Below are 13,387 nucleotides of genomic sequence, written 5' to 3'. Positions count from 1 at the left end.
CATCTGCCCTTTTATACGCGATCGTCTCGCAAGCTAGACTTCCGCCATGGACGTGCTCAGCGACGTGATCGCCATCATGCGCACCGGACAACCCCGATCCGCGCTCGTCGAGTGGCACGCCCCCTGGGGCCAGTGGTTCCCCTCGGCGCCCGGATCGGCGGGCTTCCAGATGATCATCCAAGGTTCCCCGTGGCTCATCCCGCCGGACGGCGACCCCGTCCAGCTGAGCGTCGGCGACGTGGTCTTCTTCCCGCACGGCCACGGCTACGCGATGGCCGACAGCCCGGCCACTCCGCTGGCCGACCCTGAATGCGACCCGCTGGAGGAACGGGACCTGTTCGCCTCGGCCTCCATGGAAGGGCCCGGCGCGGCCACGGTCCTGCTCTGCGGCGGCTACCGGCTCGACCCCAGCCGGGCCCATCCGATCCTGCGCGACCTGCCCGACATGGTCCACCTCCCCGCCCGCCTCGGCCAGCACCCCGAGCTCCGCGCGGCCGTCGACCTGCTCGGCAGCGAGATCGGCAGTCCGCGCCTGGGCGCCGACACCGTCGTCACCTCGCTGCTCGACATGCTGCTGCTGTACATCCTGCGCGCCTGGCTCGACACCGAGCACGGGCAGTGCGAGGTCGGCGGCTGGGCCACCGCCCTGGCCGACCCGTCGATCAGCGTGGCGCTCAACGCGATCCACCGCGATCCCGCGCATCCGTGGACGGTCGAGGCGCTCGGCGGCAAGGCCGGGCTCTCCCGCGCGGCCTTCTCCCGCCGTTTCACCAGCCTGATCGGCCAGCCGCCGCTCACCTACGTCACGTGGTGGCGCCTGGCCACGGCAGCCCGCCTGCTCCGCGAGTCGGAGGACTCACTGAGCGAGATCTCCGCGCGCGTCGGCTACACCTCCGAGTTCGCCTTCGCCAACGCCTTCAAACGCGAGTACGGCACCCCGCCCGGCAGATACCGCCGCCAGGTCTGCCCGTCACCTGCGCCTTAGCGTTCGAAAAGCGGCAGGTGAGTGCGAGGCGCATGAAGTGGGCGCGAAACCAGTGCACCCGGCACACCTGCGGACGGCCGGCACCGCATACGGTGCGGCCATGACTTTTCGTGTCGCCATGGACATCGGCGGTACCTTCACCGACGTGGTCTGCTACGACGAGCAGACCGGTGCCGTGCTGGCCTCGAAGGCGCCGACCACTCCCGGAGATCTCGCCGAGGGCGTCTTCGCCGCGCTCGGCCGCGTGGTAGACGACCCGACCCTGATCTCCTTCTTCGTGCACGGCACCACCCAGGGTCTCAACGCCCTGCTCGAACGCAAGGGCGCCAGGGTCCTGCTGCTGACCAGCGCCGGCGCGCGCGACGTCTACCAGATCGCCCGCGGCAACCGCGACCGCATGTTCGACCTGCGCTACCGCAAACCGACGCCGCTGGTGCCCCGTGCCGACGTCATGGAGGTGGCGGGCCGGCTCGACTGGCGCGGCACGGAGCTCCAGCCGCTCGACGAGCAGGCCGTACGACGGGCCGCCCACCGCGCGAAGGCCGAGGGCTTCGACGCCGTCGCGGTCACGCTGCTGTTCTCCTTCGCCAACCCGGCCCACGAGCTCCGCGCGGGCGAGATCCTCCGGCAGGAGCTCGGCGACGACGTGCTGATCGTGCTCAGCCACGAGGTGGCCAGGGAGTGGCGCGAGTATGAGCGCACCTCCTCCGCCGTTCTCGAGGCCTACGCCGGACCGGTCGTACGCACCTACCTGTCGCGGATCGAGCGGCGCTTCGCCGAGCGCGGCCTGGCCGTGCCCGTACACGTGATGCAGTCCTCCGGCGGCCTGGTCAACGCGGGTTTCGCGATGCGGCGGCCCCTGCAGACCCTGCTGTCGGGCCCCGTCGGCGGCACGATGGGCGGGGTCGCCGCGGCCCGCCTGCTCGGCCGCGCGAACGCCATCTGCGTGGACATGGGCGGCACCTCCTTCGACGTCTCCCTCGTCGTCAACGGCCGCCCGGACGTCAGCGCCGAGGCGCACATCGAGGGCTTCCCCGTCCTGATGCCGATCGTGAACCTGCACACCATCGGGGCGGGCGGCGGCTCCATCGCCTACGCCGAGGCGGGCGCGCTGCGCGTCGGCCCCGAGTCGGCGGGGGCCGTGCCGGGGCCCGCCTGTTACGGCAGGGGCGGCGACCGGCCGACCGTGACCGACGCCAACGTGGTGCTGGGCCGCGTCGACCCCGCCTGGTTCGCCGGCGGTCTGATGGAGCTGGACGTCGAGGCGGCGGGGACGGCCGTCGCCACGCTCGCCGAGACCCTCGACATGGATCCGCTCCAGCTGGCCGAGGGCGTCTGCGACGTCGCCAACGCCAAGATGGCCCAGGCCATCCGTACGCTCACGGTCGAGCACGGCGTGGAGCCGCGCGAGTTCGCCCTGGTCGCCTTCGGCGGCGCGGGCGCCATGCACGCCGTCTTCATCGCCCGTGAGCTCGGCATCGGCGAGGTGGTCGTGCCGCGCTTCCCCGGCGCCTTCTCCGCGTGGGGGATGCTGGAGGCCGACGTACGGCGCGACCTCACGCATCCGTACTTCCGCGCGCAGGACGACCTCGACGGCGGGCACCTGGCGGCACGGCTGGCCGAGCTCGAACGCGACGCGATGGCCGCGCTCGACAGCCAGGGCGTCCCCCTCGACCGGCGGCGGGTCGAGCACGCGCTGGACATGCGTTACGAGGGGCAGGACTACACGCTCACGATCCCGCTCCTGGACGCTACGGAGCCCGCCGCGCCCGGCTTCCTCCAGGCCGTCGCGCGGCGCTACGCCGAGGCCCACACCAGCAGATACGGCCACGCTACGCCCGAGGCGCCGGTCGAGTTCGTCATGCTGCGCAGCACCGGCTTCGGTACCTTCCCCAAGGCCGCCACCGCGGCTCCGGCGCGCGAGACGCACCCGCCCGCCGTACGCGATGTGATCTTCGACGGGCAGGTGCACCGCACCGCCGTCCTGCGCAGAAGCGCCCTGGCCGGCCCTCTGAACGGTGAGGTCGAGGGGCCCGCCATCGTGGTGGAGGAGACGGCCACGACCGTCATCCCGCCCGGCTGCCTGGCCACCGTTGACGCCAACGGCTTCCTGATCATCAAGGTGACCTCATGATCGACCCAGTGACCACAGAGATCATCCGCTGCGCGCTCCTCCAGGCGGCGGAAGACATGAACACCACCCTCATCCGCTCCTCCTACACGCCGGTCATCTACGAGGCCAAGGACTGCGCCGTCGCGCTCATGGACCGCGACCACAACGTGCTCGGCCAGTCGAGCGGCCTGCCGATCTTCCTCGGCAACCTGGAGGTGTGCACCCGCGAGACCGAGCGGATGTTCGGCCGTGAGGTCTGGCAGGAGGGCGACGTCTGGGTGCTCAACGACTCCTACATCGGCGGCACGCACCTCAACGACGTCACCGTCTACGGCCCGATCTTCGTCGGCGGCGAGCTCGTGGGGTTCGCCGCCTCGCGCGCCCACTGGCTCGACATGGGCTCCAAGGACCCCGGCGGCTCCATGGACTCCACCTCGATCTTCCAGGAGGGCCTGCGCATGGGCCCGATGAAGATCTACGAGAACGGCGCACCCTGCCGCGACCTGCACGAGGTCATCGCCCGCAACGTCCGCTTCCCCCACGCCACGCTCGGCGACATGCGCGCCCAGGTCGCCTGCGCGATGACCGGCCAGCGCCGCCTGGCCGAGATCGTCGGCCGCTGGGGCGTGGCGACCGTGATGGCCGCCCGTGACGAGATCTTCGCCCAGACCGAACGCCTCGAACGCCAGGCCGTCGCCGCCATCCCCGACGGCACCTACACCGCCGGCGGGTTCCTCGACAACGACGGCATCGACCTGGCCACCCCGCTGCCGGTCAACGTCACCGTGACCGTCGAGGGCGAGCGCGTCCACGTCGACCTCACCGACTGCGCCGACCAGGCCACCGGGCCGGTCAACTGCGGAGCGGCCCAGGCGGTCGCCGCCGTCCGCGTCGCGTACAAGCTGCTCATCAGCGCCGACGTGCCACTCAACGGCGGCTCGTTCCGCCCCCTCGACGTGGCCACCAGGCCGGGCTCCATGCTGGCCGCCCAGTCGCCCGCCGCCTGCCAGTACTACTACTCCCACCTCGGCCTGCTCATCGACCTCGTCGTCAAGGCGCTGGCCCCGGTCGTGCCCGGCAAAGCCGCCGCCGCCTCCTACGGCGACTCGCTCATCGTCCAGTTCACCGGCACCGACCCGCGTACCGGCAAGCTGTACGTCTCGCAGGAGGCCACCGTCGGCGGCTGGGGCGCCTGGGAGGGCGGCGACGGCGAGACCTGCCTGATCAACAACGTGAACGGATCGCTGCGCGACATGCCGATCGAGGTGCTCGAAACGCTCTTCCCGGTCCGCGTCACCCGCTACGAGGTCCGCCCCGACACCGGCGGCCAGGGACAGTGGCGCGGGGGCAACGGCGTGGTCCGCGAGTACGAGTTCATCGGCGACACCTCGCTGTCGCTGTGGTTCGAGCGCTCGGTCACCCCCGCGTGGGGCCTGGCCGGGGGCGCGGCCGGCGCGCCGCCGCGCGTCACGCTCAACCCCGGCACGCCGCGACAGCGCGAGATGCTCAAGGTCAACGCGCTGCCGGTCAGCACGGGGGACGTGCTGCGCTGCGAGTCGGGTGGTGGCGGGGGGTACGGGCAGGCGGACCTGCGCGCTCCAGAGGCCGTCGCGGACGACCTCACCCAGGGGATGATCACCGGGTAGCGCGGTCCAGGGGTGGTCACCGGGTAGCGCGGCCGGGGGTGGTCACCGGGCAGCGCGGCCCGGGGATGGTCGCTCGGCAGTGTGGGCTAGCCTCCTTTGATCACGTGGCAGGCCAGCTGAAGTGCCAGCCGGGTGGCGCGGTCGTCCAGGTCGTACCCGGCCTCCCTGATCCTTTCGAGACGGGCGGTCACGGTGTTGCGGTGCACGCCGAGGCGTTCGGCGGCCTTGATCGCGCCGCCCTCGCCCAGCACCGCGGCGAGCGTCTCCAGCAGCGTGCCGTCCCGGTCGATGGCCAGCAGCGGCTGGAGCACCACGGTGGCGGGAGCCTTGAGCGCGCTCCCCGGGATGGCGGCCAGCAACTCCGCCGGGCCCATCCGGTCGGAACGGGCGACGCCTCCTGGCGCCGCGAGGAACGCGGCCGCCTGGGCGCCGAGCAGCGAGTCCCGCATCGCCCGTAGGTGGGCGACTTGTGCGCCGACGCCCGCCGCGCATGGCCAGGGCAGCGCGCGTACGGCCGTGCCGAGCCGTTCGGTCAGCCGGTCGGGGGGCAGCGGCGACCAGCCCGCCCAGCCGTCCTCCCTGCTGATCACCGGCACCTGTCCAACGGTGGCGACGATCACCGCTCGCACGCGTTCCGCGTCGCCCGGATCCGGTGTCCGTCCCTGGGGCCTGACCATGAACGCCGCCACCGGCCCGCGCACCGCCCACCCCTGAGCCACCGCCCGCGCGCCCGTCTCCGTGGCCGGAGAGCCCGTTTCCGGGGCGCCCTTTTCCGGCGCGCCCGTTTCTGGGCGCCTGTTTCCCGTGGCGCCTGCTTCTGCGGCGGTGCTCTCGGTGGCGGCTTGGGAGGCGACTTCAGCAACGACTTCGGTGGCTGCTTCGGTGAGGAGGCGGTCGGCCAAGGCGGACTGGAGGGCGAAGTCGCCGGATGCCGCCAGCCGTTCGGCCGCCGCCCACGTCACCAGGGGAGCGACGGCCAGGCTGAGCACCGTCCGTACCACCGCGGGCCAGCCGGCCGACTTCGCCGGGCCGGCCGCTACCAGCCTGCCCAGCACCAGCCCGTCAGGGCCGCGTACCGCCACCTCGACGGGCCAGGGCTCCGAAGCAGCGCTTGGGGCGGTGCGATGGCCCGACGCGCGGCCCGGCGACAGAGCGGCCGCCCGGCCGGCCAGCAGCAGGTCGTACTCATCGACGAAGGCCACCGAGGTGCCGGGCAGTTCGGCGTTGAGCACCCCAAGCATCCGCCGCGCCGAAGCGCCCGCCTCGGCCAGCCGGGTCGCGCAGCGGGCGACGAGCTGGGTACGCGCGGCCGCGGGCCGGGCCGCCGCCGACGCCACCTCCACGGCCGTCACCAGCGGATCGGCGTCCACGAAGATCAACGTGATGCCCAGGCGCTCGGCCAGCACCGCGCTCGAACCACCCGAGACCGCGCCCGCCCCCTCGGCGGGCGCGATCACGCACGCCGCCGCCTGCTCCCAGGCCCGCCGCATCGCCATCTCCACCGCCCAGCCGCCACCGGCGGCCTGGCCGATCAGCACCACGGCCGTGTGCGGGGCCACCGTGGAGAACACCGACAGGTCGTCGACGATGCGCACGTGGTGGACCGGGCGCTCGCCGGTGCCGTACATGCGCGCACCCGCCAGCGGCCCTCCGTTGACCAGCTCGGCCACCGTGACGGGCACCTCCCAGCCCCGCCCACCGCTCCCCGTTGTCATAGCGGGACCCCGAACGCGCGCAGGCCGCCCAGTGCGCGGCCCTCGTCGGTGTGCCAGGCGGGGGCGGCGGGCAGCACCAGCACCTCGACCACCATCCCCGGCTCCGCCTTGTCCACGTCCACCACCACCCCGTCCGCCGAGGAGATCATGCAGATCTGGTCGGGCGCCATCGCCACCGCGGCCCCGTCGGCCAGCGCGAGCACGATCTCGTTGTGTGCCTCCAGGCGTACCAGCCTGCCGAGCCCTTCGCTCTCCTCCACCACGATGCTCGACGGGACCGACGGCATCGCCAGGTCCGCGCCGTGCCCGCTGCTGCCCTCGACCGCGGCGATCCGCCCCGCGCACAACCGGCGCACGCCGTACGGCGCGGCGGCCGAGCGCGGCGCGCCCGGCCGGCCCGCCGCCATCAGCATCGACACGGTGCCGGGCACCAGCGTCCGGGCGAGGTCGGCGGCCCGCATGGGGTAACAGGCGGCCAGCCCCCACCCGCCGAACGACAGAACCACGGGCCGCAGCGTCTCCTCCACCCGGTCGGGCGCCGTCTCGATCAGCACCAGCTCTTCCCCGGGACCGGCCAGCGCCAGCGGGGCGGAGCTGATGCCGCCGAGGGTGTAGGTCGTCTGTTCCACCAGTGGGAACACCCGGCCCGTCCCATCGCCGTCGACCAGCGGCAGGCCGAGCGTCGCGGCGGTGATCAGGGGGAGGAGCGCGTTCTCGGCGGCCAGGTTCAGGGCCACGATCGCGCCTGAGCGGGTGCCGAGCCGGCGTTCCAGCGCTTGTACGGCTCTCGCGGGCTCGCCGCCTCCTGGCAACTGCTCGCCCAGGGCCGTCGTGGAGCCGACCAGGGTGATCGCGACGCACAGGGTGTCGGGAGGCAGGTCGGTGGCCGCCATGAGCCGCACCGGCTCGTCGAGGACCGCGTCGGCCCAGTCGACCGTCAGGTGGAAGGAGGACTCGGCCGCCCCGGTGGCGAACAGCCTCGACCCGGCGGCGAGCGCCGTCAACTCCGCCCGCCCGATCATGCCCGCCTCAGGGGCCACCCCGTCTTGGCACGCGGGGATCGGTCGGTGGGCCGAGGGGCGGTGCCGCTCGGGTGGAGGTTCGCCAGGGGCGGTCATGGGGTGGTCCCGGCGGCGGTGACGCGTACCCGGTAGAGGCCGTCGGGCAGGTAGGACACCGGGTTGACCGTCATCTCCTCGATGCGGGCCGAGCCGGGGACGGCGCCCGCGCTCACCACTCGGGTCAGCGCCTCGTCACGGGCGTCGCCCAACTCCCGGTCGAGCTCGGCCCTGCCTCTGGCCTGCACGATGCGTTCCACCGCAGCCAGCGGCACCGCCAGCGTCGCACCGAACGCCACCGCGGCATCGGGGCGATCCGCCTCCGGCTGCCCGCCATGGAGCGCGAAGGCGGGGCGATTCGCTTCCGATGGCCGGTCGGCCCCGCTACGGAGGGCGGCGGCGGTGGCGCCTCGGGCGCACACCAGGGGGTAGCGGCGGAAGTAGTGGGCCGAGACGAGACCATCGCCGGTCCGCGCGAAGTACACGGGGATGTCGGGAAGCCACGAGGCCACCAGGTCGGCCACCCGTTCCGCCTGGGGGCGCAGGGACGCGTTGAGTATCGCCTCGCGTTCCCTTTCGCGCAGTCCCGGTCTGCCGAACTCGTAGGACAGCGTGATACGGGCTCCTGGCACCTCGGCGGCCACCAGGTCGGCCACCGCCAGCTCGTGGTCGGCGAGGGCGGGCGAGCCGGTCGCTGTCACCGCGAAGTCCACCAGGCCGCACCCGGCGGCGAAGGCCCGGACGGCGGCGGCATCGAGGGCGGCCAGGGGGCGGCCGGTGAGGCTGTGCCCGCCGCGCACGATCGTGGCGGCCCCTTGAGGGTGCGGTATGTGTGGGGCGAGGGCCGGGGGACACGGCCCGCCCACCCTGATCGCGGCCACCGGCGCGGCCGGTTCGGCGTCGAGGTCCATCGCTACGCAGGCCGCGCGGATCTCCCCTGGCCGGTCCGCCCCGAGAGCCCCGCCGCCGGTCAAGATTCCCCCAGCGCCCCGGGTCGGGATCGCCCCGCCGCTGGTCGAGATCTGCCCAGTGCCGTCGGCCGGGATCGCCCCACCGCTCCTCGTCGGGATCGCCCGGCCGCCACCGGGGAGGGCGTCCGCGGGCGCGTCCAGTGCGTCTGCTGCGGGGAGCGCGGTGTCTGCCGTACCGGGCAAGGACCATGAGGACACCGGGACGCCGTCGCGGACGGCCACGACGGTGGTCGTGAGCCGTCCGGGAGCGAGGCCGAGGATCATTCCAGTTCGTGCCCCTCTGTCTCCGGCAGCGGCACCGCGAGCAGGGCCGTGACCGCCATGAACGCGTTGATCGCCAGCATCGTCGCGGTGAACCCCGTCGCGTTCGCCAGCAGCGCGCCCACCGCCGAGGGCGCCATCGTCGTGGCCACCAGTTGCGCGGCCGTCGCCCACGAGTAGCCGGTGCCACGCAGCGCGGTCGGGTAGAACTCGCCGTTCCAGGTGTTCCAGACGCCCCACGCGCCCAGGCTGAAGAACGACAGGACGAAGTTGCCCGCGTACAGCTCGAAGGTGGAGTCCGCGAGCGCGAACCACAGGCCGCCGAGCGCGGCCGCCACGACGTACACGAGGAAGACCTTCTTGCGCCCGAACCGGCCGGTCAGCAGCGACGCGCTGACGTAGCCGGGGATCATCATCAGCGCGCTCAGCGCGGCGAAGCCGAGCGAGGCGTCGAGGGTGAGGCCCTTCTCCTGCAGCAGTGATGGCAGCCAGGTCTGCAGGCCCCAGTAGCCCCAGTTGAAGGCGAAGTTCAGCAGCAGCATCACTACGGTGATCTTCGTCAGCCGGCCGCGCAGGAGGTCGAGCGGGTGGCCCATGCGCTGCGTCGCGACGGTGAAGGTGGCGTCGGCGTCGGGGCTGTTCAGGGCGCGCAGCACCTGGCGGGCCTCGTCCTGGCGGCCGCGCCCGGCCAGCCAGTACGGCGACTCGGGCACCCACGCCCTGATCGCGAACGCCCACAGCCCCGCCGCCGCGCTGGCCAGGACCACGGCGCGCCAGCCCAGGTGGCCCAGCGTCACGGAGGCGCCGATGGCGGCGAGCATGCCGATGGGCCAGCCGATCGACAGGTAGACCGCCGCCCTGCCCCGGCTCCTGGTGGGCAGCATTTCGAGGAAGTACGGGAAGGTGATGGTGTAGACGCCCGCGAGGGCCAGTCCCGAGGCTACGCGGAGGGTGACGAGGGTGGCCATGTTCGGGGCGAAGGCCGAGGCCAGGGCGATCACTCCGTAGGCCAGCAGCGACCAGAAGCAGGCGGGCTTGCGGCCGATGCGGTCGGCGAGCGGCCCCCAGACGAGCGAGCCGGGGATCATGCCGAAGGCCACGGCGGAGAGGACCACGCCGATGCCCGCCGGTCCGATGCCGAGGTCGTCGCCCAGGTCGCCGGAGACGTAGATGAGCGCGAGCTGTTCCCACGACTCGATGACGAAGGCGATGAACAGGGCCACGGCGATGAGCAGATGCCGTCGGGTGAACGGCATCCGGTCGAACGCCGCCCCGATGGGCATTGTCCTGGCGTCGATGGCGGTCATGGGTACTCCTCGGAGGAGGGGCGCTGCTGGGATATGGCGCACCCTAGGACCGCCGCTTTTCCTCCCTGTGTGCACGGCGCCCATGCCTGGCGGGACGCCCTGTGCACCTTGCCCTGATATCTCAGGATACGTGCAGGTCAGCGGGTGTTCTCATGGACGTGCACGATGAGCCATTCGCCGCTGGTGAAGCGTCGCAGCACGGTCGTGGTTCGTACGATCTCGGGCTCGCCAGTTTCGTAGTCGACGCGCAGGAGGTAGCGGGCCAGCGCGGTGTCGCCCCACACGTCCACGACCTCGTCGTGGGGTGTCACCCCTGTCTCCTTGGGGCCGTCGGCCGGGCGGGCGTCGCGCACCTTGTCCAGCTGGGTTCTGCTGGTGATCAGGTCGGGCGCCTCGGAGTCGAAGATCGTGGCCTCGGGGTGCAGCAGGCGGTCGATGCCGGCTCTGTCGCCTCTGGCGTAGGCGTCGTACATGTTGGTCACCACCGCCCACACTGCCTGGCGTGTCATCGATTGGCCTCTCGCTCGCGTCCGCTTGGTGTCCCCTGGTCGACCAGCCACTTTAAAGGGCTTTGTCGGTGTCTCCGACCCGTCTCGGTCACTGTGACGGTCCGTGGTGGCTGGGGTCCTTTGGGAGATACCTCCTCCGGGGGAGGGGAAGAAGGCGGTCTGTGGTGGCTGGGCTCTTTGAGGTCCCCCTTCGGGGAACGGGCAGGCCTGCTGTGGCAGAGGTCCTATGGATGGCCAGCCCCTTCGGGGAGAGAAGGAGGACGGCCGTTGTGGCAGAGGTCCTCGTGGACGGGCACCCTCTTCGGTGGCGAGGAAGATGATGGTCCGTGGCGGCTGGGGGCCTTTCGGGGATGCCCTCTCCGGAGGAGCGGACGAAGACGGCCGTTGTGGCGGAGGTCCCATGGACGGATGCCCTCTTCGGTGGTGAGGAAGAAGGCGGTCCGTGGTGACTAGGCCCCTTTGGGAGGGACGCATCCTTCGGAGGCGGTCCGTCGGGGCCGGGGCCTTCGTGGGCCCCCTCCGAAGGAGAGGGCGAAAGGAGGTCGCGTGGACGTCGTGCTAGAGGCCGAAGAGGGGCAGGCAGGGGTCCAGGTTGTGGATTTCGATGCCGTCCATCGGTTTCCAGTCCGCCCGGGGGAGGCGGAAGCGGCGGCCCGTTGCCACTGTGCCCTTGCGGTTGTGCAGGATGATGCCGTCCTCGTGGTAGCCGAGTCGGCGCGTCACCGCGAGTGAGGCGTGATTGTCGTGGAACGCCTCCGTCGTCGCGTACTCCGCGCCCAAGCCCTCGAAGGCCAGGTGGAGCACCGCCGCGCGCATCTCCCTGCCGATGCCCCGGCCCTGGAAGCGTTTGCCGAGCCACGAGCCCGTCCCGGCCTCCCGGGTGACCAGGAAGTCGGCGGCCGTCAGCGCCTGTACGCCGACCACCTGTCCCTCCGAGACCACCGCGAACTCCAGGGTCCACTTCTCCCGGGTGAACTCGGCCCAGGTACGGAAGTGGTAGCGGACGGTGGCCCTGGCCCGCTCCTGCGGCTCGGCGTCGGACCACGGGAACAGGAACGGCATGTAGCCCGGCTCGTGGACGCCCTCGGCCGCTCGATCGCCGAGCTCGTCGAGGTCGGCGAGCGACGGCATGCGGAGTTCGAGGCGCGGGGTGGTCACGGAGAGCCCGAAGAGCGGCCAGTTGCGCATGTTACCGATCTTCCCAGCTCACAGCCCGGCCCGGCGACCGATTTACACACCTTGGGGCAGGTGGAAGACCCGGCCGGGATCGTAGGCGGCCTTCACGGCGGCCAAGCGTGGCGCGTTGGCTCCGTAGTAGGCGGTCCGCCAGTCGGTCAGGTCCGGGTCGATGTAGTTCACGTACGCGTGATCGCCCAGATGTGCCCGCATGTCGCTGTGGATGCCGCGCAGCCAGGCCCGGCCGGTGCCCTTCGAGTAGTACTGGACGCCGAACAGCGCCGCCCGGTGCGGGAAGGCGGTGGCGTCCGGGCGGACCCGGGCGACCGCGCCGCCCAGCGCGTCCAGTTGCACGGTGTGCTCCCCGGCCCGGGCCACCCCGGCGACCAGCGCCTTGACACCGGCCGCCGACAGCTTCTGGTACGCCAGATGCGACTTGGCGGCGAAAGTGTCCCTGCTGAGGCGGCCCGCGGCGGTCTGGCCAGGTAGGTGGCACTGCGCGACCGAGAGCGAGGAGCAGCCCGCCATGACCATCATGGCGTGCCCGTAGGACGTCGTGGAGGCGTAGCGGGAGGAGGGGCGGCCGATCTGGGCGACGAGCGGCGCCAGGAGGCGGTCGAGCGCCGCCTTCCCGCCCAGGTACGTGCCACCGATCTGCACGTCCAGCCCGTTGTTGCGCGTCAGGTGCAGCGTGGACCACAGCTCGTCCGGCGCGGTGGGCGCCCAGGACTGCCAGGCCTTGACCGCCGCCTCGGCCTTGGCCCACGGCCAGTGCAGGAAGAACACGGTGGTGTCGCGGGTCTTGTGCGTGCGGAAGGTGAAGGACACCGCCACGCCGAAGTTGCCGCCGCCACCGCCCCTGCACGCCCAGTAGAGGTCGGGGTGGTGGTCGGCGTCGCAGGTCAGGAGGCGGCCGTCGGCCGTGACGATCCGTACGGACTCGAGCGTGTCGCAGGTCAGGCCGTACTTCCTGGAGACCACGCCGATCCCGCCGCCCAGCGCCAGGCCGCTCACCCCGACCGTGGGGCACGAACCGGCGGGGATGCTCACGCCGTGGCGGGCCAGCTTGTCGTAGACGTCGACCAGCTTGGCCCCGGCGCCGACGGTGGCGCGGCCGGCCGCGTAACTGACGGAGTTCATCCGGGAGACGTCGATCACCAGGCCGGTGCCGGTGGACCAGCCCGCGTAGGAGTGGCCGCCCGAGCGGGCGGTGACGGGCAGGCGGTTCGCGCGGACGAAGGACAAGCACGCGGAGACGTCCGCCGGGGTCGCGCAATAGGCGACGCCGCCCGGCCTGATGCTGTCGAAGGCGGGATTGAACAGCCGTCGCGCCGCGCCGTACCCCGCGTCGGACGGCAGGACCAGCTTGCCGGTGAGGCGGCGGCGTAACCCCGGCCAGTCGGGGGCGGAGGAGGCGAGCGCGGGCGGTACGGAGACCAGCCCCAGTACCGGTGCCAGCGTGGCGGCGCGGAGGAAGTCGCGGCGGTCCATGGTCGTCTCCTGGTGATCGTGGTGAACCGATCGGTGAGACGACCACGGAAGCCGCCAGGTTGGTCACAAATGCATAACCGGAGGGGCCAGGCCAGTACCGGACGAGCCCGGTCCGTCCGTCTGAGCGCGCTCAGGCGGACGGACCGGGGGCTTAG

10 protein-coding genes are annotated in these 13,387 nt (G+C 72.3%); 3 read left to right on the top strand and 7 right to left on the bottom strand.

Going from position 1 to position 13,387, the window contains the following annotated elements; translation table 11 throughout:
- The first annotated feature begins 46 nt into the window (after positions 1-46).
- The 3 genes from ACQP2T_RS52990 to ACQP2T_RS52980 all read left to right on the top strand — a co-directional run bounded on the left by ACQP2T_RS52990 (position 47) and on the right by ACQP2T_RS52980 (position 4,744).
- Positions 47-985, top strand: a complete 939-nt coding sequence (locus ACQP2T_RS52990; protein WP_433512383.1) for an AraC family transcriptional regulator — start codon at positions 47-49, stop codon at positions 983-985.
- Between the two features lie 100 nt (positions 986-1,085).
- On the top strand, positions 1,086-3,119 hold the full coding sequence (locus ACQP2T_RS52985) for a hydantoinase/oxoprolinase family protein (protein WP_433512382.1): 2,034 nt from the start codon (positions 1,086-1,088) through the stop codon (positions 3,117-3,119).
- Positions 3,116-4,744 (top strand): hydantoinase B/oxoprolinase family protein, encoded by a 1,629-nt coding sequence (locus tag ACQP2T_RS52980; RefSeq protein ID WP_433512381.1) that lies wholly within the window; start codon positions 3,116-3,118, stop codon positions 4,742-4,744. Before ACQP2T_RS52985 ends, ACQP2T_RS52980 begins: the two co-directional genes overlap by 4 nt.
- Positions 4,745-4,830: 86 nt before the next feature.
- Here the strand turns inward: ACQP2T_RS52980 and ACQP2T_RS52975 are convergent, their stop codons facing one another.
- The 7 genes from ACQP2T_RS52975 to ACQP2T_RS52945 all read right to left on the bottom strand — a co-directional run bounded on the left by ACQP2T_RS52975 (position 4,831) and on the right by ACQP2T_RS52945 (position 13,232).
- A complete protein-coding gene (locus ACQP2T_RS52975) occupies positions 4,831-6,459 on the bottom strand; it encodes a PucR family transcriptional regulator (RefSeq protein ID WP_433512380.1) in 1,629 nt (542 codons plus the stop codon).
- On the bottom strand, positions 6,456-7,577 hold the full coding sequence (locus ACQP2T_RS52970) for a DUF917 domain-containing protein (protein WP_433512379.1): 1,122 nt from the start codon (positions 7,575-7,577) through the stop codon (positions 6,456-6,458). The genes ACQP2T_RS52975 and ACQP2T_RS52970 overlap by 4 nt, the downstream gene beginning before the upstream one ends.
- Positions 7,574-8,752 carry a hypothetical protein gene (locus tag ACQP2T_RS52965; protein ID WP_433512378.1) on the bottom strand — a complete coding sequence of 393 codons (1,179 nt, stop codon included), beginning with the start codon at positions 8,750-8,752 and terminating at the stop codon, positions 7,574-7,576. Before ACQP2T_RS52965 ends, ACQP2T_RS52970 begins: the two co-directional genes overlap by 4 nt.
- Positions 8,749-10,056, bottom strand: a complete 1,308-nt coding sequence (locus tag ACQP2T_RS52960) for an MFS transporter (protein WP_433512377.1) — start codon at positions 10,054-10,056, stop codon at positions 8,749-8,751. Before ACQP2T_RS52960 ends, ACQP2T_RS52965 begins: the two co-directional genes overlap by 4 nt.
- A gap of 137 nt (positions 10,057-10,193) precedes the next feature.
- On the bottom strand, positions 10,194-10,565 hold the full coding sequence (locus ACQP2T_RS52955; RefSeq protein ID WP_433512376.1) for a YybH family protein: 372 nt from the start codon (positions 10,563-10,565) through the stop codon (positions 10,194-10,196).
- A gap of 558 nt (positions 10,566-11,123) precedes the next feature.
- Positions 11,124-11,753, bottom strand: a complete 630-nt coding sequence (locus ACQP2T_RS52950) for a GNAT family N-acetyltransferase (protein ID WP_433512375.1) — start codon at positions 11,751-11,753, stop codon at positions 11,124-11,126.
- A gap of 42 nt (positions 11,754-11,795) precedes the next feature.
- Positions 11,796-13,232: an FAD-binding protein gene (locus ACQP2T_RS52945; RefSeq protein WP_433512374.1), complete on the bottom strand. Its 1,437-nt coding sequence runs from the start codon at positions 13,230-13,232 to the stop codon at positions 11,796-11,798.
- Positions 13,233-13,387 lie beyond the last annotated feature (155 nt).

Origin of the sequence: Nonomuraea sp. CA-143628 (assembly GCF_050942315.1) — a bacterium.
Lineage (GTDB): Bacteria > Actinomycetota > Actinomycetes > Streptosporangiales > Streptosporangiaceae > Nonomuraea.
Note: the sequence above shows the minus strand (reverse complement) of the source record. Positions and strands in the feature narration are given on the sequence as shown.

Excerpts from the sequence above, each read along its gene's own strand:
- ACQP2T_RS52990 (WP_433512383.1), top strand. The coding sequence starts at position 47 with ATGGACGTGCTCAGCGACGTGATCGCCATCATGCGCACCGGACAACCC.
- ACQP2T_RS52960 (WP_433512377.1), bottom strand. The coding sequence starts at position 10,056 with ATGACCGCCATCGACGCCAGGACAATGCCCATCGGGGCGGCGTTCGAC.
- ACQP2T_RS52980 (WP_433512381.1), top strand. The coding sequence starts at position 3,116 with ATGATCGACCCAGTGACCACAGAGATCATCCGCTGCGCGCTCCTCCAG.
- ACQP2T_RS52975 (WP_433512380.1), bottom strand. The coding sequence starts at position 6,459 with ATGACAACGGGGAGCGGTGGGCGGGGCTGGGAGGTGCCCGTCACGGTG.
- ACQP2T_RS52965 (WP_433512378.1), bottom strand. The coding sequence starts at position 8,752 with ATGATCCTCGGCCTCGCTCCCGGACGGCTCACGACCACCGTCGTGGCC.
- ACQP2T_RS52945 (WP_433512374.1), bottom strand. The coding sequence starts at position 13,232 with ATGGACCGCCGCGACTTCCTCCGCGCCGCCACGCTGGCACCGGTACTG.
- ACQP2T_RS52970 (WP_433512379.1), bottom strand. The coding sequence starts at position 7,577 with ATGACCGCCCCTGGCGAACCTCCACCCGAGCGGCACCGCCCCTCGGCC.
- ACQP2T_RS52955 (WP_433512376.1), bottom strand. The coding sequence starts at position 10,565 with ATGACACGCCAGGCAGTGTGGGCGGTGGTGACCAACATGTACGACGCC.
- ACQP2T_RS52950 (WP_433512375.1), bottom strand. The coding sequence starts at position 11,753 with ATGCGCAACTGGCCGCTCTTCGGGCTCTCCGTGACCACCCCGCGCCTC.
- ACQP2T_RS52985 (WP_433512382.1), top strand. The coding sequence starts at position 1,086 with ATGACTTTTCGTGTCGCCATGGACATCGGCGGTACCTTCACCGACGTG.